The organism is Phenylobacterium sp. SCN 70-31 (assembly GCF_001724605.1).
In the GTDB taxonomy this organism is placed as follows: domain Bacteria; phylum Pseudomonadota; class Alphaproteobacteria; order Caulobacterales; family Caulobacteraceae; genus Phenylobacterium.
In genome coordinates this window covers 208,952-228,778 of sequence record NZ_MEEX01000006.1, presented here as the reverse complement: position 1 = coordinate 228,778, position 19,827 = coordinate 208,952, and the positions used below count along the sequence as shown (strand labels likewise).

The window sequence follows — 19,827 nt, the reverse complement described above, 5'->3', positions numbered from 1 at the left end:
CGCACCCTGCCGCAAACAGCGGGAGGACGCGCCATGACCCAACCCAAATCCTTCGAGGTCGCCTGGAGCGACGCCCAGGTCGAGGCGGTGCTGGCCCGCGTGCGCGACTATCCCTGGCCGCCGGCGCCCGCCGTCCCCGACGGGTGGGCCTATGGCTGCGACGGCGCCTGGCTGCGCGAGGTCTGCGAGCATTGGACGGGCGGGTACGACTGGCGGGCGGCCGTGGCCGACCTCAACCGCTTCCCCCAGTTCACGGCCAGGGTCGAGGACTACGACCTGCACTTCCTGCACGTGGTCGGCGAGGCCGGCGGGCGGCGACCGCTCCTGATCACCCACGGCTGGCCGGGTTCGCACTACGAGTTCTGGGGGGCGATCGAGAAGCTGGCGTTCCCCTCACGCTTCGGCGGCCAGGCGTCGGACGCCTTCGACCTCGTCATCCCGTCCCTGCCCGGCTTCGGCTTCTCGTCGAAGCCGGCGCGGCCCGTCGGCCAGCGGACGACGGCGCGGCTGTTCAACGCTTTGATGACCGACGTCCTGGGCTATTCCACCTACCTGGCCCAGGGCGGCGACTGGGGCGCGATGGTCACCTCGTGGCTGGGCCGCGAGCACGGCAAAACGGCCCGCGCGATCCACCTCAACATGCTGGGATTCCGGCCCGCCGACGGCCCCCGGAGCGAGGCCGAGATCGCCTGGGCCCAGCGCCAGGCCGGCGCCATGGACATGATGGGCGCCTACTTCCGGCTCCAGACCTCCAAGCCGCAGTCGATCGCCTGGATGGCGGCTGGAAATCCCGTGGGCCAGGCCGCCTGGATCCTGGAGCGCTTCCACGACTGGTCCGACCTGTCGGCGAAGACGCTGGACGAGGCCTACGGCAAGGACCGCCTGCTCACCAACATCATGATCTATGTGATGACCGACAGCTTCGCGACCGGTGCCTGGTACTATCGGGGCCTGATCGAGGAGGGCCGGGTGGCCTTCGCGCCCGGCGAGCGGGTGGAGACGCCCACCGCCTTCGCCAACTTCCCCGGCGAGCCGCTCTATTCCGCCCCGCCCCGCAGCTTCGCCGAGCGGGCCTACAACATCGTCCGCTGGGCCGACATGCCCCGCGGCGGCCACTTCGCCGCGATGGAGGAACCGGACCTGTACGTGGACGAGGTCCGCGCCTGGGGCCGCGAGGCCGTTTGACGCGCCGCGCCTCGAGCGAACCGCGAAAAGCACGAACGGACACGAAAGGTGGCCGTCCCCGAGCCTCCGTGCAAGCGGAAGCTCGGCCTTTTTTGCAAACCACGGAAAACACAGAAGGACACGGAATCGCAGCTTCGCCTTCTGTGGTTTTCCGCGTTTTCCGTGGTTCCTTGGAGCCGGCAGGCGCCGCTTCGCGGCATCGAGGGGACGGGACGCCATTTCTCGCGCCCGTTCGTGTTTTTCGGGGTTCCAGCACGGCTTGCCCGCCCGTCCGCTTCGCGCTCCGCGCCGCTCGTGCTAGGCAGCCCGCCGTTTTCGAAGGACTCCGATCTCTCCATGGCCCTGAAAGTCGCCATCGTCGGGCTGCCCAACGTGGGCAAGTCGACCCTGTTCAACGCGCTGACGCAGACCGCCTCGGCCCAGGCCGCGAACTATCCGTTCTGCACCATCGAGCCGAACACCGGCGACGTGGCCGTGCCCGAGCCGCGCCTGGACAAGCTGGCGGCGATCATCCCGTCGAAGGAGATCATCCCGGCGCGGATGAACTTCGTGGACATCGCCGGCCTGGTGCGCGGCGCGTCGAAGGGCGAGGGCCTGGGCAACCAGTTCCTGGCCAACATCCGCGACTGCGACGCCGTGGCCTTCGTCGCCCGCTGCTTCATCGACGACGACATCACCCACGTCGAGGGTAAGGTCGACCCGCTGGCCGACCTGGAGACCATCGAGACGGAGCTGATGCTGGCCGATCTGGAGAGCCTGGAGAAGCGGGTCGTCAATCTCGAGAAGCGCGCCAAGACCGGCGACAAGGAAAGCGCCCAGACCCTTCGCCTCGTCCAGCTCGCCCTCAAGGAGCTGAACGCCGGCCGTCCCGCCCGCAAGGCGGAGGTGGGCGCCGAGGACGAGAAGGGCTGGCGGATGCTCCAGCTCCTGACCTCGAAGCCCGCGCTCTATGTCTCCAACGTCGACGAGGCGTCCGCCGCCACCGGCAACGACCTGTCGAACGCCGTGGCCGAGCGGGCGAAGCGCGACGGCGCCGACCATGTGGTGATCTCGGCCCAGATCGAGAGCGAGATCGCCATGCTCGATCCCGAGGAGCGCGCCGAGTTCCTGGAGACCCTGGGCCTCGAAGAGCCCGGGCTGAACCGGCTGATCCGCGAGGCCTACCACCTGCTCGGCCTCCAGACCTATTTCACGGTCGGCCCCAAGGAGGCCCGCGCCTGGACGATCCACAAGGGCGACACCGCCCCCCAGGCCGCCGGCGTGATCCACACCGACTTCGAGAAGGGCTTCATCCGGGCCGAGACCATCGCCTACGAGGACTACGTGAACCTGAAGGGCGAGGCCGGCGCGCGCGAGGCCGGGAAGTTCCGCCAGGAAGGCAAGGAGTATGTCGTCCAGGACGGCGATGTGATGAACTTCCGCTTCAACGTCTGAGATACACGGCCGAAACCCAGGAGGAGCCGAGGATGGGCGATACGATCAGGCTGGCCGGAGCCGACGGCTTCGAGTTCACCGCCTATCACGAGGCCGCGTTCACGCCCCGCAAGGGCGGCGTGATCGTGATCCAGGAGATCTTCGGCATCGACCGCCACGTGCGCGCCGACGTCGAGCGGTGGGCCAAGATGGGGTACGAGGCCATCGCGCCGGCCATGTTCGACCGCCTGCAGCGCGACTTCCACGCCGAGCACGACGACGCCGGGATCAAGGCCGGGATCGAGAAGGCCCGCGCCACGCCGATGGAACAGGCGCTGGCCGACATCGCCGCATGCCGCGATTTCCTGGCCAAGCATGGCGGCAAGGTGTGCGTGGTGGGCTACTGCTACGGCGGCTCGCTCACCTGGCTGTCGGCGGCGAAGGTGGAAGGCCTGGCGGCGGCGTCCAGCTACTACGGCTCGATGGTCCAGGCGAACGCGGCCCTGACGCCGATGTGCCCCACCATCGTGCACCTGGGCCGCACCGACGCCGGGATCCCCGCCGACGACGTCGCCGCCGCGATCGCCGAGCATCACGGGGAGACGGTTCCGGTCTACATCTACGAAGGCGCGGGCCACGGGTTCAACAACCAGAGCCCCGAACGCTACAGCGCCGAGGCGGCGGACCTCGCCCGCCATCGGACCCTCGAACTGTTCGACAAGGCTCAGGCCCCCGGCTGATGGGCGAGACGGTCCAGGTTCTCAGCGCCGCCGACGGCTTCGCCTTCGACGCCTATCGGGCTGCGCCGGGGGACGCGCGGCGGGGCGGGCTGGTGGTCTGCCATGCGATCTGGGGCGTGACGCCCCACCTCCGCGGCCTGGCCGACAGCTTCGCCGAGGACGGCTACGAGACCCTGGTCCCCAGCCTGTTCGACCGCTTCCAGCAAGGGTTCGCGACGGCCGACACCGATCCGGCGCTATATGCGCAGCAGGATGGCTTCGCCCGCGCGACGCAATGGGGCGCGGAGGTGCTGGACGCGGTGCAGGCGGCCATCGACACCCTCGCGCCGCCAGTCTTCCTGCTGGGCTTCTGCTTCGGCGGCACGACCGCCTGGCTGGCCTCGGCGCGCTGCACGGGGCTCTCGGCCGTCGCCTCGTACTATGGTGGCCAGATCGTCGACTATCTCTCCGAAACGCCGCGGGTCCCGACCCTCCTGCATCTGGGCAAGACCGACGAGCTGATTCCGCCCGCCGACGTCGAGGCGATCCGCGCGGCGCACCCCGACCTGCCGGTCTACATGTACGAGGCCGGGCACGCCTTCGTGGCCCCCAACGGCTTCCACGCCGACAGCGCGCGGCTGTCGCGCCTGCGCACGGTCCAGCTCTTCGCCCGCAACGGCGGCGGGCGGGCCGAGGCTTAGCTACTCCTCGATCTGACGCCTCACCTCGGGGTGGCGCTCCAGCACACGCACCAGGATCGCCTGGGCGGCCAGGATGCCGATGCCGGCGGCGTAGCCCGAGAACACGCCGGCGGGGTAGCGTCCCCCCGCCGCGGCGGCGCCGATCTGCCAGTAGATGAGCGCGGCGGCGCCGCCCAAGAGGGCCACGCCCCACAGGATCGAGCTGGCGGTCTGCCCGAAGCCGGCGTGGAAGCTCATCCAGACATAGCGGGCCAGGCTGCGGCGGATCGCGCCGACGACGAGCGGCAAGGCCAGGGAGAGCGACAGGAACACCGCCGGCCAGACCAGCGTGCGCTGGGCGATCAGCAGCGGCTCGCCGGGCAGGCGGCCGAACGCATTCACCACCGCGCCGGCGTAGATGAGCAAGGCGGTGGCGACCGTGAGGTCCTGGGTGCGCTTGAAGTTCCGCCAGGCGGGCTTGTGAGCCATGCCGCCAGTGTGACGGCAAGCCGGGGCCGCGATAAGGCGGAAAGTGGCGCTATGATCGTGCGTGGCCCGAATCCGCCTCCCTGTCCGCGCCTCGGCGGCCCTCTGCTGGGCCGGCCTCTTCGCCATGTCCGCCGGCCGCGCCGGCGCGGGCGAAGTCGCGTGCCGGTTCGAGGCGGGGGTCATCACCGTGCCCGCCGTGGTGGGCGGCGTCGCCGCGGACTACATCCTGGACACCGGCTCGCCGACCACCCAGCTCCACGAGACCAAGGCCCGGATGGAAGGGATCGCCGAGGATCGCCTGACCGGGGATGTCCGGCTGGCCGGGATGACGGTGCGCGGCGCGACGCTGAACGTCGCCGACCTGGATGTCCGGAACTGGAACCTTCCCACGCCCAGCGGTGGCGTGATCGGCGCCGACGTGCTGCGGGCTTTCGTGGTGGACGTCTCGTACGCGCCGTGCCGCGTACGCCTGTGGCGACCGGGGGAGGCGCCGAAGTTCCAGGGCTCGGTCATGCCCCTGTCATGGGACGCCGGCCGCCCGACCGCCGAGGCCGAGGTTTCGGACGACGTCGTCGCCGTCCGTGGCCGCTTCGTCGTCGCCACGGGCGCCAACGCGCCGGTGCGCCTCGCCGACGATCTGGCGCGGACCCCCGGCGCGTCGCGGCCCGACGAACTCTACCCCCAGGGCGTCTGGCTGGCCCGCCTGCCGCAGGTGCGGTTCGCTGGCGCCGTGGGCCGGGACGTGGCCGCAGGGCTGATGAAGCCCGACGGCGATGTGGCGGGCGTCCTGGGCGGCGCCGTGCTGGCCCATTTCCGGCTGCGGTTCGACTTCCCCGCCGGGCGCCTGATCGTCCGGCCTGCGCGCTGAAGCGATCCGCGCCTGCGGGATGGCCAACGAAAAGCCCCCGCCGGAGATCCGACGGGGGCTGAAGCTCGACCTGCTGCGGCCGCCCTCAGTGGGCGACGTTCCGCCACACGCGGCGATAGCTGAAGTACAGCAGCACCGTGAAGATCAGCAGGTAGATCATCGCGCCGAAGCCGAACGACTTGCGCTCGATCTGCTTGGGCTCGGCGGCCCAGGCGAGGAAGGCGGTGACGTCCTTGGCCTGCTGCTCGACCGTCGACTTGGTTCCGTCGTCGAACGTCACCTTGTCGGGCGCAAGCTGCGGCGGCATCGCCAGGAAACCGCCGGGCGGCACCTTCTTGTGGTCGCCGCTCCAGAAGGCCGACAGGTCGCCCGGCATGGCCGCGTTGTAGTTCTGGCCCGGCCCGATCTTCAGGCCGGCCGGCGGCGTCTTGTAGCCGACCAGCAGCGAGTAGATGTAGTCCGGCCCACCGGTCCGGGCCTTGGTGATGACCGACAGGTCCGGCGGGACCGCGCCGCCGTTCGACGCCGCCGCCGCCGCGTCGTTCGGGAACGGCGAGGGGAACTTGTCGGCCGGGATGGCGGGACGCTGGATGACGTCGCCGGTCTCGGAATCGATGTCGTTGACCTGGATGTCGGCGGCCAGCGCCTTCACGTACGGGTTGTCGTTCGGGTTCTTGTACTTCGGGTCGTAGAACGGCCCCCCCGGCTGACCCAGGTTGCGGAAGTACACCAGGTTCATCGAGTGGCAGGCCGCGCAGACCTCCCGATAGACCTTGTAGCCCCGCTGGAGCTGGGCCGTGTCGAACTTCCCGAACGGGCCGTCGAACGACCAGGATTGGGGGTGGATCTCCTGATGACCGCCGGCGGCCAACGCCGGGCCGCCCACGAGAGCCAGCCCCAGCGCCGCGAGCGCGATACCTTTGCGCAGCATCTTCAGGCTCAGCCCCTCTTTTCAGGCGACGCGACGGCGCCGGCCGGCGTCGTGGCGGGATGCGACAGGACAGGTTCGGAGATCGATTCCGGAACCGGCAGCGGTTTCTCGGTCAGGCCGAGGATCGGCAGGATCACCAGGAAGTAGGCGAAGTAGTAGACCGTCGCCACGCGGCTCAGCCAGACGAAGCTGTTGATGTCCGCGTCCAGGAGCTTCAGCCCGCTGGGCGAGCCCAGGACCGGGTCGTCCGGAAGCTGGCCGCCGCAGTAGCCCAGCACCAGGCAGAAGAAGGCGAAGATGAAGAAGTACAGGCGCGCCGTCGGGCGATAGCGCATGGACCGCACCTTGGAGGTGTCGAGCCAGGGCAGGACGAACATCACGCCAATGGCGCCGAACATGAGCAGCACGCCGCCCAGCTTGTCCGGAACCGCCCGCAGGATCGCGTAGAACGGCAGGAAGTACCATTCGGGCACGATGTGCGCGGGCGTCACCAGCGGGTTGGCCGGAATGTAGTTGTCGGCGTGGCCCAGGACGTTCGGGTTGTAGAACACGAAGGCGGCGTACAGCAGCAGGAACACCGCGATCGCGAACCCGTCCTTCACCGTATAGTACGGGTGGAACGGCACCGTGTCGGCCTTGGATTTCACGTTCACGCCGGTCGGGTTGTTGTTGCCCGGCACGTGCAGCGCCCAGATGTGCAGGATCACCACGCCGGCGATCACGAACGGCAGCAGGTAGTGCAGCGAGAAGAAGCGGTTCAGCGTGGGATTGTCCACGGCCGGGCCGCCCCACAGGAGCGTGGTGATCGGCTCGCCCACGATGGGCAGCGCGCCGATCAGGTTGGTGATCACGACCGCGCCGTGGAAGCTCATCTGGCCCCAGGGCAGCACGTAGCCGATGAAGGCCGTGGCCATCATGGCGAGGTAGATCACGCAGCCCAGGATCCAGAGCACCTCGCGCGGGGCCTTGTACGAGCCGTAGTAGAGGCCGCGGAACATGTGCAGGTAGACCGCCAGGAAGAACATCGAGGCGCCGTTGGCGTGCATGTAGCGGATCAGCCAGCCGTAGTTGACGTCGCGCATGATGCGCTCGACCGAGGCGAAGGCGTGATCCACGTGCGGCACGTAGTGCATGGCCAGCACGATGCCGGTGACCAGCTGGATGCCCAGCATCAGCGCCAGGATGCCGCCGAAGGTCCACCAGTAGTTCAGGTTCTTGGGCGTCGGGAAGTCGAGCGCCGTGTCGTACATGAAGCGTACGATCGGCAGACGCGTATCGAGCCAGCGCTCGACGCCCGTCTTGGGTTCGTAGGTGGAATGTCCGCTCATCGGGTTCAGCCCACCTTGATCTTGGTGTCGGAGAGGAAGGCGTAGGTCGGCACTTCGAGGTTCCGGGGCGCCGGACCCTTACGGATGCGGCCGGACAGGTCGTAGTGCGAACCGTGGCAGGGACAGAACCAGCCGCCGTAGTCGCCGCCGCCGACCGTGGGCACGCAGCCCAGGTGCGTGCAGGTGCCGATCAGGACCAGCCACTCGGCCTTGCCGGGCTTGTGCCGATCCGAGTCCTTCTGCGGATCGGGCATGGGCGCATTGTCGTCCTTCACCGCCGCGGCGATCTGCACAGGCTCGCGGTTGCGGACGAACAGCGGCTTGCCGCGCCACTTCACGACCACCTGCTGGCCCGGAGACACCTTGGTCAGGTCGAACTCGATCGACGCCAGCGCCAGCGTGTCGGCCGACGGATTGAGCTGGTCGATGAGCGGCCAGACGAGGCCGCCCACGGCGCCCACAGCCGCCGCGCCGGCGGCGATGTGGATGAAGTCGCGACGGCTCGGGTCGTCGCCTGAGCCTGAGGCGTGTTGGTCGGGAGTTCCGCCCACGACGGTGTCGGCCACCTTGAAGCTACCCTTCGATAGGGGCCGCGTTGCAATCGCCCCGCAGCCCAAATGCTAGCGGCCCACGACGGATGACCGCCGCAGGACCGTTCCCGGAAGTGGTCGAAGGCCCTGGTCTACGCCACGAACCACTTGCGGACATCCTGCCCGCCGGCCCGTGATTCGCACCCCTGCGCCCCGGCTGCTCCCGATGGCGAGAGGCCTTAGAATGCGTTCAGCCCTTTTTCAACCGGACAATCCGGAAAAGCGCCCCGACAGCGGGCCCCTGCGCCGGGATCGGACGGATCGGGATAAAACCGCCACATGCCGCCCGATGCGAAACGTGCGGGCGCCGCCAAACGGATTTCCCTTTGCCGGGATGCGCGCTAGCAGACGGCCATGTCGTCGCTCCCCCCCGAGATCCTGGACCGCCGCGACCGCGCAAAGGCGTGGTTCGAGAGTCTGCAGCAGCGCATCTGCGCGGAACTGCAACGCCTGGAAGACGAGGCTGCGCCCGACCTCTACGGGGGACCTGCGGGCCGGTTCGAATTCCGTCCCTGGACGCGCGAGACGGGCGTGGGCGGCGGGACGGGCGGCCATCTGCGCGGTCGGCTGTTCGAAAAGGCCGGCGTCCACACGTCGGCGGCCACCGCGCGGTTCTCGCCCGAGATGGCGTCCCAGATGCCCGGCGCCGACAAGGACCCCTCCTATGTGTCGGCCAGCATCAGCCTGATCGTGCACCCCCTGAGTCCGCGCGTGCCGACCGTGCACATGAACACCCGCTTCCTATCGACCGCCGAGAGCTGGTTCGGCGGCGGGGCCGATCTGACGCCGATGCTCGACGCCCACCGCAGTCAGGACGCGGACGACGCCAAGGTGTTCCACGCCGCCATGAAGGCCGCCTGCGACGCCTTCGATCCGGAATGGCACGCCCGCTACAAGGCCTGGTGCGACGAGTATTTCTTCCTGCCTCACCGTAACGAACCGCGCGGGATCGGGGGCATCTTCTACGACCGGCACGACACCGGGAACTTCGAGAAGGACTTCGCCTTCACACGCGCCGTCGGCGAGGCGTTCCTGGAGGTCTATCCGAGGATCGTCAGGAGCCGGATGAACGAGCCCTGGACCGAGGCGGAACGGGCCGAGCAGCTCGTGCGCCGCGGCCGCTACGTGGAGTTCAACCTGCTCTACGACCGCGGGACGATGTTCGGCCTGAAGGCCGGCGGCAACATCGAAACGATCCTCTCGTCGATGCCGCCCACGGTCGCCTGGACTTAGGCGCGAGGACGGGCGCTCTATACCCGCATACCCGCGGGGATCACGCCCGGGCGCTGGGGCTGGGGAGATTGGGACGATGGCGAGCCTCGCCGAACGCCTGGGGCACGCGCCCGACGCGAAGCTGCTGATCGTCAACTGCGACGACCTGGGGTCCAGCGCCGCAGCCAACCGGGCGATCCATGACGTCATGGACCGAGGCGTCGCCACCAGCGCCACGCTCATGGTCCCCTGCCCCTGGGCGCTGGACGCCGTGCGGCGGCCGACCGCCGGCGGGATCGGCGTTCACCTGACGCTCACCTGCGAGTATCCCGGCTACCGCTGGCGCGCGCTCACGGGAGCCGCCTCCCTGCATGACAGGGAAGGCTTCATGCCGCGCACGGCCGCCGAGGTGTGGGACCGCGCCGACCTCGCCGACGTCGAGGCCGAGTGCCGCGCACAGATCGACCAAGCGTTGGCCTGGGGCGTCGACGTCACGCACCTGGACACGCACATGGGGACGATGCAGCTCGATCCCCGCTACCATGCGCTGTTCGTGCGCCTGGGCCACGACTACCGCCTCCCGATCCGCATGTTCGGCGCGAGGGCCGAGGCGGTCCTGGGCGTTCCGGCTCGCGCCCAGGCGTCCGAGGCGGGCCTGGTCCATCCCGACCACATGGTCGACCTGTGGGGCCGCCCGCGCGGCGCCCTGGCCGAACGGCTGGATGCGCTGCGGCCCGGCGTGACCGAGCTGTTCCTTCACCCTGTCGAGGATGGCGCGGAACTCCGGGCCTACGACCCGGCCGAGGCCGACATCCGGGCGGGGGACTACGCCGAGATGACCCATCCCGGCTTTGCGGCCAGGATCGCGGCGGCAGGGGCGACGCTCATCAGCTTCGCCCCCCTCCGGGACCTCATGAGAAGAGGCTGATGGTCGAGATTCGCCCCTACCGGCCCGACGACCTGCCGGCCCTCTACGACATCTGCCTCAAGACCGGCGACGAGGGCCGGGACGCCACGCATCTGTACCGGGATCCGCGGATCATCGGCGATATCTACGCCGCACCCTACGCCGCCCTTCACCCGGAATACGCCTTCGTGGCCGAGGACGAGACAGGGGTCGCCGCCTACATCCTGGGCGCGCCCGACACCCGCGCCTTCGAGGCGCGCTGCGAGGCCCAGTGGTGGCCGGCGCTCCGGGCGCGCCATCCCGATACGGCGGACATTCCCGCCCCGAAGCGGACGCGCGACGACTGGGACGCCTTCCACATCCATCGCCCGCCGACCAATCCGCAGGCGGTGGTCGATCTCGCCCCCGCCCACCTGCATATCGACCTGCTGCCCCGGCTCCAGGGCCGCGGGGTCGGCAAGGCGCTCATGGACCGGTGGCTCGCGCGGATCGGCGGCCGGGCCCACCTGGGCTGCCAGGCCGCCAACACCCGGGCGCAGCGCTTCTACGAGGTCTACGGCTTCCGCCGGATCGCGGACGTGGGACCCCCGAGCGTGGTCTGGATGGCGATCGGCGCGTAGGCGATGCGGTCCCCTACGGACCTGCCAGGAAGTTCGCGATCCACCGCCCCACCCGCGCCCGGTCGTCGGGGCCGCCCAGGCTGGCGACGGCGCGGTTCGCCTCGTCCTCGGCGTAGACCTTGCCGCGCCGGGCCTCGATGAGGGCCTTGGCGTAGTCGGGCCGGAATTCGGGATGCGGCTGCATCGAGATGGCCGGCTGATCGCGATACGCCAGGGCCGCGAAGGGGGTGAAGTCGGAGGCCGCCCAAACCTCGGCGCCGGGCGGCTTTTCGACCACCTGGTCCTGGTGCGAGGCCGGCAGGCGGACGGACAGGCTGTCGTCCATCCACGGCTCGCGCGAAACTACCGAATAGTCATGGGCGCCGACGCCCCAGCCCTTGGGCGACTTGACGACCTGGCCGCCGAACGCCTGGGCCATGGCCTGATGGCCGAAGCAGACCCCCACCAGCCTCGCCCGCCCCTTCGCCGCGCGAAGGAAGTCCAGGAGCTGGCCGATCCAGGGATCGTCCTCATAGACGCCCGCCGCCGAGCCGGTGACGATGTAGGCGTCGCAGGCCTCGGGCGCGGTGGGATACTCGCCCTCGTCGGCCGCATAGACCCGCCAGTCGTAGGCGTCGCGGCCCAGCAGCTCCATGAACATGTCGGGATAGGTCCCGAACTGCGGGATCGCCGGCGCGGGCGGGCGACCGGTCCGGAGGACGCCCAGTTTCAGCAAGGACGCCTCAATAGACCATCCCCTGGGCCACGGCCTTCAGCTTCTCGATCACCGACAGCTTGTCGTCGATGAAGTCGTTGTCGACCCACCACTCCTCGACCTCCCGCATCACCTCGCCCACCATCGGTCCTTTCGGCACGCCGGCGTTCATGACGTCCTGACCCGACAGCGGCAGGGCGGGCGCCGTCCAGCCTTCGGCCAGGGCGATCAGCCCGCGCCACTGCATGGTGGTCGCCGTCCGCGGCGAGGCGGCCCAGGCCAGCCGGGCGCGATCGCGGAACACGGCCTGGCCGGAGCGATAGACCTCGCGGCGGATCTCGCGGGGGCTCATCCAGCTCTTCAGGACGGGCGTGGGCGAGAGGGCTGCGACGACCCGGTCCCTGTCGGCGTTCGACAGCCGCAGGCGTTCGGCCAGTCGGCCGGCCGCGAGCTGGTCGTCGGACGACAGCGCCGCGAGCCGCAGGACCGGGTCGGCCTCGAACAGAAGCTCGGTCTCGATCTCGACCAGCGCCTCGAAGCGGCCCAGCCGCGGCTCGAAACCCAGCACGGCTTCGGCCACGCCGGTCTCGGCCATGAGGCGCACCGCGGGACGTGGATCGTCGGCCGCCAGCAGCTTCAGCATCTCCTTCGAAAGGCGCTCGGCGGCCAAGGTCTTCACGCCCTCCCGCTGCGCCGCGCACGCCGCCACGGCGGCGGGATCTGGAGGCGCCTTGCCGAACCAGGCGTAGAAGCGAAAGAAACGCAGGTTGCGCAGGTGGTCCTCGCGCAGCCGCGCCTCGGGATCGCCGACGAACACGATGCGGCCGGCGCGTGCGTCCTCCACACCACGGCCGGTGGGATCCAGGATCGCGCCGTCACGGCGGGCGTACAGCGCGTTGAGCGTGAAATCGCGCCGCTGGGCGTCCAGGGTCCAGTCGTCGGTGAAGGCCACGGTGGCGCGCCGCCCGTCGGTGCTGACGTCGCGGCGCAGGGTGGTGATCTCGTGCGGCGTGTGATCGGAGATCGCGGTGATCGTGCCGTGCTCCAGGCCGGTGGGGACGCTGCGCAGGCCCGCCGCCTTCAGCGCCGCCTGCACCCGGTCGGGCGTCAGGGTCGTGGCGATGTCGAGGTCGTCCACGGGGCGGCCCACCAGGGCGTTGCGCACGCAGCCGCCGACGAAGCGGGCGCAATCCGGCCCGCCCTCGGCTTCCAGGGCGTCGAACACGGCCGCCGTCTTGGGCGCGGTCATCCAGCGGGGTTGGCCCAGGTTGTCGGTCATGTGCTGGACTTCGCCCGAACGCCGCCGTCAGGCAAGCGCCGCGCCGTAGAGCCGGTCGCGGAGCGCCCGCAGGATGCCCGCGGTGGCGCCCCAGATGTACTGCTGCTGGTGGGTCGCGGCGTAGAAGCGACGGCGCTCCCCGTTGGGCAACTCGCGCTCGTGCTCCTCATAGTTCGCGGGATCCATCAGGAAGCCGAAGGGCGTCTCGAAGATGTCGGCCACTTCGGCGGGGTTTGGGGTGAGGCTGAAGCCCTGCCGGATGAACCCCACCACCGGCGTGACCAGATAGCCCGTGCCGGTCTGGTAGGGCGTCGACAGCCCGACCAGGTTCACGAAGCGGGACTCCAGGCCCACTTCCTCCTGCGCCTCGCGCAGCGCCGTCTCCCACGATCGTTCGCCCGGATCCTGTCGCCCACCCGGCAGGGCCACCTGGCCGGTGTGGCTGCGGAGCGTGTCGGCGCGACGGGTGAGCAGCACATTGACACCGCTTTCGCGCTGAACCAGCCCGATCAGCACGGCCGCCGGGCGGGGCGGCTCGGCGGAAACGCCCGTCCAGCCGCCCGGCGTCAGGTCGAAGTCGGACCTGGGCGGACGACCCTCCACCGCGTGGTCGCTCAACGGATCGAGATGGCTCGCGATCCAGTCCTCGAGGTCGGGAGCGCCGGCGCGGGGGCTCATGCGACCGCCGCCTCGGCCGGGCCGATGGGAAACCAGACGCCGTTGGAGGCGACGCCGAGTTGGCCGCCACGGTCCTCGGCCAGCTCAGCCAGTTCGTAGAAGACGGGTCGCGCGATCAGGGCCTCCAGCCCACGGCGGATATGCACATAGGGTCTGGGTTCGCCGTCGGGCGCCGTCTCCACCCGGATGGCGTTCTCGGGGCCGGCCTCGATCACGTCGCCGACGTTGGTCTCGAAGCGCAGCGCCTCGCCGACCCGATCCACGCGCACGGCGACGAACGGCGCATCCTCGACCGTCACCCTGAGCTTCTCCACCGGCGTCACCAGCCAGTAGCCGTCGGGATCCTTGCGCAGGATCGTCGAAAAAAGGCGGACCAGCGCCTCCCGCCCGATGACCGATCCCTCGTGGACCCAGCGCCCATCGGGTCTGATCACGATGTCGATCTCGCCGCTACGCTCGGGATTCCACAGGTGCACGGGCGGAAGGCCGCGCCCGGGCGCCTGCCTCGCTCCCGCGGCCAGGGCGTCGAGCCCGCTGCCTGTGGTCGGTCTGGACATGGCGCGAAGGTAAGGTGCGGGGAGAGTCGTCTCAACCTGCCGCGACGGCAGCGCTCACCGCGCCCGGATCATCCCCGCCGGCGTCGAACCGCGATAGAGCACCCGCCTGGGATCGACCGGTCCCGGCAGGCCGACGTCGGACGCCACGGCGAAGCCCACGCGCTGGAAATACGGCAGGTCGCCCACGAGCACGACCACAGGCTCGCCCGCGGCCTCGGACGCCGAACACGCCTGCTCCACCAGCCGCGCGCCCAGGCCGTGACTGCGCTCGCTTTCCTCGACCGCCAGCGGCCCCAGGAACACCGCCGGACGATCGCCGGCCGCGACGCGCCACATGCGGCAGACGCCCACGACGCGGCCCTCCTCGACGGCGCAGAAACTGAGGTCGGGGGCGAAGTCGGCGAACTCGCGCACGCGCTCGGACACCTTGGCGAAGCGGCCCGGGCCGAAGGCGCGATTCAGCAACGCCTCGATCTCGGCGGCGTGGGCGGGGTCTTCATGGACGAAGGCGAGTTCCGGCGGGGGCCGGCAGGGTTGCAGCGACATGGGACCGATCTCTGGGTCTCTGGGAACAGAGTCTCTGGGGACAGACGGGCGACGGCGAAGCGGACCTCAGTCCGGGCCAGTACGGGTGCGTCGGGCTTACGCCAGCGGACGTCGTCGCATCTGAAGGGCCCTCCGGGCCGTGGATCGGGAGCGCGCAATTAGGGCCTCGCATCGCGGCCGTCAACGCCATTGCGGCGATATGCGGCGCAGGGCAGGTTCCCTCCGCTCAGATGACCGACGCTCACCTCCCCGACGAGCCCGTCCCCTCAGCCCGCGCCCTGTTGAAGGAGCGGGACTATCTGTTCTTCTGGGGCACCCGCTGGACCGGCAGTTTCGCGGCCCAGATCCAGAGCGTGGCCATGGGCTGGCAGATGTACGCCCTGGCCCGCGAGACCCGGACGGTGGCCGAGAGCGCCTTCCTCGTGGGCATGATCGGCCTGGCCACCTTCATCCCGGTGTTCCTCTTGACGCTTCCCGCCGGCGAGGCGGCCGACCGCTACGATCGGCGCAAGCTCCTCATACTGTGCCTGACGGGCGAGATCGCCAGCGTCCTGACGCTCGGCTTGGCGACCGTCATGGGACACGCCTCACCCGCGCTGCTGCTGTGCGTCGCCGTGCTCTTCGGCTCGAGCCGCGCCTTCTTCGCCCCGGCGAACACGGCGCTCGGGCCCATGCTGGTGCCCCGCCGCCTCCTGCCGCGCGCCATCGCCTGGAACTCCCTGGCGTGGCAGACCGCCTCCATCGCCGGCCCGACGGCGGCGGGATTTCTCGTCGCGCGGTCGGCCGAGACCGCCTACTTCACCACCTTCGGCCTCTATCTGACGTCCATGCTGCTGGTGTCCTGCATCCGCCAGAACACCAAGCCCGAGGTCAGCCCCGGTTCGCGGTGGCAGCTCATCAAGGAGGGCCTCGCCTACGTCTGGCGCCAGAAGATCGTCTTCGGCGCCATATCGCTCGACCTGTTCGCCGTGCTGCTGGGCGGGGCCACGGCGCTGCTGCCGGTCTTCGCCCGCGATGTCCTGCACGTCGGCGCCGAAGGGTTCGGAATCCTGCGCGCCGGGCCGGCCATCGGCGCCACGATCGTCGCCTTCTGGCTGGCCGCCAATCCGATCCGACGCAAGGCGGGCCTCTACATGTTCTCGGGCGTCGCCGTATTCGGCGTCGCCACCATCGTCTTCGGGCTGTCGAAGTCGCTGTGGCTTTCGGTGGGCGCCCTGGCCGTCCTGGGCGGGGCCGACATGCTGAGCGTCTACGTCCGCCAGACCCTGGTCCAGCTCGTCACGCCCGACCACATGCGGGGCCGCGTGGCGGCCGTCTCCTCGGTGTTCGTCGGCGCCTCCAACGAACTGGGCGAGTTCGAGAGCGGCGTGGTGGCCCGCATCCTCGGCCCCGTGGGCGCGGCGGTGTTCGGCGGGGTGGGCGCCGTTGCGGTAACCGCCATCTGGGCCAAGCTCTTCCCCGACTTGCGTCGCGCGGACCGCCTCGAATAGAGGTCTGGGTATTGAAGACCGACGCATTATGGCGATCGCCGATTTAGGGAGATTTTCGAACATGGGCGCTTTGGAAGGAAAGGTCGTCCTCGTCACGGGCGGCGGCAACGGCATCGGGCGCGATTGCGCGCTCATCGCGGCGCAGGAAGGCGCCAAGGTGGTCGTGAACGACCTCGGCGGCGGGCTGAAGGGCGAGGACGAAGGTTCGGCCGGCCCGGCCGAGGAGGTCGCAGCCCTCATCCGCGCCAACGGCGGCGAGGCGGTCTCCAACTCCGACAGCGTCACCGACCTCGACGCCGTCTACGGCATGGTCGAGCAGGCCAAGAAGGAATTCGGCGGCCTGCACGCGGTCATCAATCCGGCGGGCATCCTGCGCGACGTGATGTTCCACAAGATGACCGAGGCCGAATGGGACGCCGTCATCGCGGTCCACATGCGCGGCTCGTTCAACGTGGCCCGCGCCACCATCGAACTGTTCCGCGAGCAGAACGACGGCGCCTACATGTTCTTCACCTCGACCTCGGGCCTGTTCGGCAACATCGGCCAGGCCAACTACGGCGCGGCCAAGATGGGCATCGCCGGGCTCTCGCGGATCATCGCCATGGAGGGCGCCCGCAACAACGTGCGCTCCAACTGCCTGGCGCCGGTGGCCTGGACCCGCATGACCCAGTCGGTGCCGATCAAGGACGAAGCCGCCGCCGCGCGTCGCGCGGTGATGGCCGAGAAGATCCGCGCCGACCAGCCGGCCCGCTTCTCGGTGGCGATGGTCACCCCGGCCGCGGCCCATGTCTCGGGCCAGATCTTCGGCTCGTCGGGCGAGAACATTATCCTCTACAGCCAGCCGCGTCCGGTCGAGACCGTGACCAAGGAAGAGGGCTGGACCGTACAGTCGATCCTGGAGGAGGCGGTGCCGAAGATGGCGCCCAAGTTCTTCGACCTGAACCGCGGACCGCTGCCCGGCTCGAACAACGCCCAGCAGAAACAGCCGGCCTGAATTGAAACCCCTCCCCCGCATCGGCGAGGGAGGGGCTCGTCTCAGTGCACCTGCGCGCGGCCGATCTCCAGGCCGCCATCGCCGGCGTGGACGTCGATGACCGCGCCGTCCTCCAGATCGCCCGCCAGCAGCTTGCGGGCGATGGGGTCGATCAGATCCTTCTGGATCACCCGCTTCAGCGGCCGCGCCCCGTAGACGGGATCGTAGCCGCGGTCGCCCAGCCAGTGCAGGGCGCCGTCGTCCAGCGCCAGCGTCATGCGCCGGTCGGCCAGCAGCTTCTCGACCCGCTGGAGCTGGATGCGGACGATGCCGTCCATCTCGGCCCGGCCCAGCCGCTTGAACAGGATGATCTCGTCGATCCGGTTCAGGAACTCGGGCCGGAAGTGGTGGCGGACCACCTCCATGACCGCCGGCCGCGCCGCCTCGACATCCTCGCCGTCGCCCAGCTCCGCCAGGAACTGCGAACCCAGGTTCGAGGTCATGATGATCAGCGTGTTGCGGAAGTCGACCGTGCGGCCCTGGCCGTCGGTCAGGCGGCCATCGTCCAGCACCTGGAGCAGCACGTTGAACACGTCGGGGTGGGCCTTCTCCACCTCGTCGAACAGCACGACCTGATAGGGCCGGCGACGGACCGCCTCGGTCAGGGCGCCGCCCTCGTCGTACCCGACGTAGCCGGGGGGCGCGCCGATCATGCGGCTCACCGAATGCTTCTCCATGTACTCGCTCATGTCGAGACGCGTGATCGCCTGCTCGTCCGAGAACATGAACTCGGCCAGCGCCTTGGTCAGCTCGGTCTTGCCCACGCCCGTGGGCCCCAGGAACAGGAACGAGCCGATGGGCCGGTTGGGGTCCTGCAACCCGGCGCGGGCGCGGCGCACGGCGTCGGAGACGGCGACCAGCGCCTCCTCCTGGCCCACCACGCGGCCGCGCAGGCCGTCCTCCATCCGCAGCAGCTTCTCGCGCTCGCCCTCCAGCATCTTCTCGACCGGCACGCCGGTCCAGCGGCTGACGACGGCGGCGATCTGCTCGGCGTCGACCACCTCGGGGGTCATGGCGTCGCCCTGGCCCTCGGCGGCCTCGGCCTCGGCCAGACGCTTCTCGAGCCCGGGGATCTCGCCGTAGGCGATCTCGGACGCGCGTTGGAGGTCACCGGCCCGCTGGGCGACCGAGAGTTCGGCGCGCAGACGGTCCAGGGCCTCGCGGACCTGGGCGGCCGAGCTGACCTTCTCCTTCTCGGCCTTCCAGCGCGCCGTCATCTCGGCCGACTGGCCCTCCAGGTCGTCCAATTCCTCTTCCAGCTTCTCCAGCCGCGCCTTCGAGGCCGCGTCGGTCTCCTTCGACAGGGCCTCGCGCTCGATCTTGAGCTGCACGACGCGCCGGTCGATCTCGTCCAGTTCCTCGGGCTTGCTGTCCACGGCCATGCGGACGCGGCTCGCGGCCTCGTCGACCAGGTCGATGGCCTTGTCGGGCAGGAAGCGATCGGTGATGTAGCGGTTCGAGAGCGTCGCGGCGGCGACGATGGCGCTGTCCGAGATGCGCACGCCGTGGTGGACCTCGTACTTCTCCTTCAGGCCGCGCAGGATCGAGACGGTGTCCTCCACCGACGGCTCGTCCACGAACACCGGCTGGAAGCGGCGCGCCAGGGCGGCGTCCTTCTCGACGTGCTTGCGGTACTCGTCCAGCGTGGTGGCGCCCACGCAGTGCAGCTCGCCCCGGGCCAGCGCGGGCTTGAGCAGGTTTGAGGCGTCCATCGCGCCGTCCGACTTGCCGGCCCCGACCAGGGTGTGCATCTCGTCGATGAACAGGATGATCGAACCCTCGGCCGCGGTGACCTCGTTCAGCACCGCCTTCAGCCGCTCCTCGAACTCGCCGCGGTACTTCGCCCCGGCGATGAGGGCGCCCATGTCGAGCGACAGCAGCTTGCGGTCCTTGAGGCTCTCGGGCACGTCGCCGTTGACGATCCGCTGGGCCAGGCCCTCGACCACGGCGGTCTTGCCGACGCCGGGCTCGCCGATCAGCACGGGATTGTTCTTGGTCCGACGGCTCAGCACCTGGATCGTGCGGCGGATCTCCTCGTCACGGCCGATCACGGGGTCGAGCTTGCCGTCCTTCGCGGCCTGGGTCAGGTCGCGGGCGTAGCGCTTGAGGGCGTCGTAGCCTTCCTCGGCCGAGGCGCTGTCGGCGGTGCGACCCTTGCGGACGGCGGTGGCGGCGTCTTCCAGGCCCTTGGGCGTGACGCCGGCGTCCTTCAGAAGCTTGCCGGCTTCGCCGCCCTCCTTGGCCAGCGCGATCAGCAGCCGCTCGGTGGTGACGAAGGCGTCGCCGGCCGACTTCGCGCCCTGTTCGGCCTCGGCGAAGACCCTGGCGGTCTCGGGCTTCATGTAGAGCTGGCCCGAGCCGCCCTCGACCTTGGGCATGCGCAGGAGCTGCCCCTCGACGGCCTTGTCCACCTCGTCGGGACGGCCGCCGGCGCTCTGGATCAGCGCGCGCGACAGGCCGTCGCGCTCCTCCAGAAGCACCTTCAGAAGATGTTCGGGCGCCAGGTGCTGGTGGCGCCGGGCGAGCGCGAGGCTCTGGGCCGACTGGATCGCCTGCTTGGCGCGGTCGGAATAGATGTCGATGTTCATCGGATCCCCTCAAAGGCGGA

20 protein-coding genes are annotated in these 19,827 nt (G+C 69.9%); 10 read left to right on the top strand and 10 right to left on the bottom strand.

Going from position 1 to position 19,827, the window contains the following annotated elements; translation table 11 throughout:
• Positions 1 to 33: 33 nt before the first annotated feature.
• The 4 genes from ABS78_RS06460 to ABS78_RS06445 all read left to right on the top strand — a co-directional run bounded on the left by ABS78_RS06460 (position 34) and on the right by ABS78_RS06445 (position 4,018).
• A complete protein-coding gene (locus ABS78_RS06460) occupies positions 34 to 1,185 on the top strand; it encodes an epoxide hydrolase family protein (RefSeq protein WP_293376222.1) in 1,152 nt (383 codons plus the stop codon).
• A 336-nt stretch (positions 1,186 to 1,521) separates the two neighbouring features.
• Entirely contained in the window at positions 1,522 to 2,619 is a 1,098-nt protein-coding gene (gene ychF, locus ABS78_RS06455) for a redox-regulated ATPase YchF (RefSeq protein ID WP_293376220.1), read from the top strand.
• Between the two features lie 32 nt (positions 2,620 to 2,651).
• Positions 2,652 to 3,338 (top strand): dienelactone hydrolase family protein, encoded by a 687-nt coding sequence (locus ABS78_RS06450; RefSeq protein WP_293376218.1) that lies wholly within the window; start codon positions 2,652 to 2,654, stop codon positions 3,336 to 3,338.
• Positions 3,338 to 4,018 carry a dienelactone hydrolase family protein gene (locus ABS78_RS06445; RefSeq protein ID WP_293376216.1) on the top strand — a complete coding sequence of 227 codons (681 nt, stop codon included), beginning with the start codon at positions 3,338 to 3,340 and terminating at the stop codon, positions 4,016 to 4,018. Before ABS78_RS06450 ends, ABS78_RS06445 begins: the two co-directional genes overlap by 1 nt.
• On the opposite strand, the gene ABS78_RS06440 is transcribed toward ABS78_RS06445, so the two are convergent.
• The gene (locus ABS78_RS06440; protein WP_293376214.1) at positions 4,019 to 4,486 is read right to left on the bottom strand and encodes a hypothetical protein; all 468 of its coding nucleotides are present in this window, start codon (positions 4,484 to 4,486) and stop codon (positions 4,019 to 4,021) included. It lies immediately after the preceding gene.
• A gap of 61 nt (positions 4,487 to 4,547) precedes the next feature.
• On the opposite strand from ABS78_RS06440, the gene ABS78_RS06435 reads away from it, so the two are divergent.
• Complete coding sequence (locus ABS78_RS06435) at positions 4,548 to 5,354, top strand: aspartyl protease family protein (RefSeq protein ID WP_293376212.1); 807 nt, start codon at positions 4,548 to 4,550, stop codon at positions 5,352 to 5,354.
• 85 nt (positions 5,355 to 5,439) lie between these two features.
• On the opposite strand, the gene ABS78_RS06430 is transcribed toward ABS78_RS06435, so the two are convergent.
• Genes ABS78_RS06430 through petA form a run of 3 tightly spaced genes read right to left on the bottom strand, consistent with a single transcriptional unit; the run spans position 5,440 to position 8,164 of the window.
• Positions 5,440 to 6,285: a cytochrome c1 gene (locus ABS78_RS06430; protein WP_293376210.1), complete on the bottom strand. Its 846-nt coding sequence runs from the start codon at positions 6,283 to 6,285 to the stop codon at positions 5,440 to 5,442.
• 8 nt (positions 6,286 to 6,293) lie between these two features.
• Complete coding sequence (locus tag ABS78_RS06425) at positions 6,294 to 7,613, bottom strand: cytochrome b N-terminal domain-containing protein (RefSeq protein WP_293376208.1); 1,320 nt, start codon at positions 7,611 to 7,613, stop codon at positions 6,294 to 6,296.
• A gap of 5 nt (positions 7,614 to 7,618) precedes the next feature.
• Positions 7,619 to 8,164 (bottom strand): ubiquinol-cytochrome c reductase iron-sulfur subunit, encoded by a 546-nt coding sequence (gene petA / locus ABS78_RS06420; protein WP_293376345.1) that lies wholly within the window; start codon positions 8,162 to 8,164, stop codon positions 7,619 to 7,621.
• A 393-nt stretch (positions 8,165 to 8,557) separates the two neighbouring features.
• Here petA and hemF point away from each other — a divergent pair, with 393 nt between their 5' ends.
• From hemF to ABS78_RS06405, 3 genes are all read left to right on the top strand, one after another.
• Positions 8,558 to 9,436 (top strand): oxygen-dependent coproporphyrinogen oxidase, encoded by an 879-nt coding sequence (gene hemF, locus ABS78_RS06415; RefSeq protein WP_293376206.1) that lies wholly within the window; start codon positions 8,558 to 8,560, stop codon positions 9,434 to 9,436.
• 76 nt (positions 9,437 to 9,512) lie between these two features.
• Positions 9,513 to 10,343 carry a ChbG/HpnK family deacetylase gene (locus ABS78_RS06410; protein ID WP_293376204.1) on the top strand — a complete coding sequence of 277 codons (831 nt, stop codon included), beginning with the start codon at positions 9,513 to 9,515 and terminating at the stop codon, positions 10,341 to 10,343.
• On the top strand, positions 10,343 to 10,942 hold the full coding sequence (locus tag ABS78_RS06405; protein WP_293376202.1) for a GNAT family N-acetyltransferase: 600 nt from the start codon (positions 10,343 to 10,345) through the stop codon (positions 10,940 to 10,942). Before ABS78_RS06410 ends, ABS78_RS06405 begins: the two co-directional genes overlap by 1 nt.
• A 13-nt stretch (positions 10,943 to 10,955) precedes the next feature.
• On the opposite strand, the gene ABS78_RS06400 is transcribed toward ABS78_RS06405, so the two are convergent.
• From ABS78_RS06400 to ABS78_RS06380, 5 genes are read right to left on the bottom strand one after another with little or no spacing between them, the layout of a single operon-like run.
• The gene (locus ABS78_RS06400) at positions 10,956 to 11,654 is read right to left on the bottom strand and encodes a type 1 glutamine amidotransferase (RefSeq protein ID WP_293376343.1); all 699 of its coding nucleotides are present in this window, start codon (positions 11,652 to 11,654) and stop codon (positions 10,956 to 10,958) included.
• 10 nt (positions 11,655 to 11,664) lie between these two features.
• Positions 11,665 to 12,915, bottom strand: a complete 1,251-nt coding sequence (locus ABS78_RS06395; protein WP_293376200.1) for a CCA tRNA nucleotidyltransferase — start codon at positions 12,913 to 12,915, stop codon at positions 11,665 to 11,667.
• A gap of 27 nt (positions 12,916 to 12,942) precedes the next feature.
• A complete protein-coding gene (locus ABS78_RS06390) occupies positions 12,943 to 13,593 on the bottom strand; it encodes a CoA pyrophosphatase (protein WP_293376198.1) in 651 nt (216 codons plus the stop codon).
• Entirely contained in the window at positions 13,590 to 14,150 is a 561-nt protein-coding gene (locus ABS78_RS06385) for a DUF1285 domain-containing protein (RefSeq protein ID WP_293376196.1), read from the bottom strand. Before ABS78_RS06385 ends, ABS78_RS06390 begins: the two co-directional genes overlap by 4 nt.
• A 54-nt stretch (positions 14,151 to 14,204) precedes the next feature.
• A complete protein-coding gene (locus ABS78_RS06380; RefSeq protein ID WP_293376194.1) occupies positions 14,205 to 14,696 on the bottom strand; it encodes an N-acetyltransferase in 492 nt (163 codons plus the stop codon).
• Positions 14,697 to 14,926: 230 nt separating this feature from the next.
• Here ABS78_RS06380 and ABS78_RS06375 point away from each other — a divergent pair, with 230 nt between their 5' ends.
• Positions 14,927 to 16,186, top strand: coding sequence for an MFS transporter (locus ABS78_RS06375; RefSeq protein WP_293376192.1), 1,260 nt, complete (start codon positions 14,927 to 14,929; stop codon positions 16,184 to 16,186).
• A 61-nt stretch (positions 16,187 to 16,247) separates the two neighbouring features.
• The gene (locus ABS78_RS06370) at positions 16,248 to 17,180 is read left to right on the top strand and encodes an SDR family NAD(P)-dependent oxidoreductase (RefSeq protein WP_293376190.1); all 933 of its coding nucleotides are present in this window, start codon (positions 16,248 to 16,250) and stop codon (positions 17,178 to 17,180) included.
• 41 nt (positions 17,181 to 17,221) lie between these two features.
• Here ABS78_RS06370 and clpB read toward each other — a convergent pair whose 3' ends face one another.
• Positions 17,222 to 19,807 (bottom strand): ATP-dependent chaperone ClpB, encoded by a 2,586-nt coding sequence (gene clpB, locus ABS78_RS06365; RefSeq protein WP_293376188.1) that lies wholly within the window; start codon positions 19,805 to 19,807, stop codon positions 17,222 to 17,224.
• Positions 19,808 to 19,827: the final 20 nt, after the last annotated feature.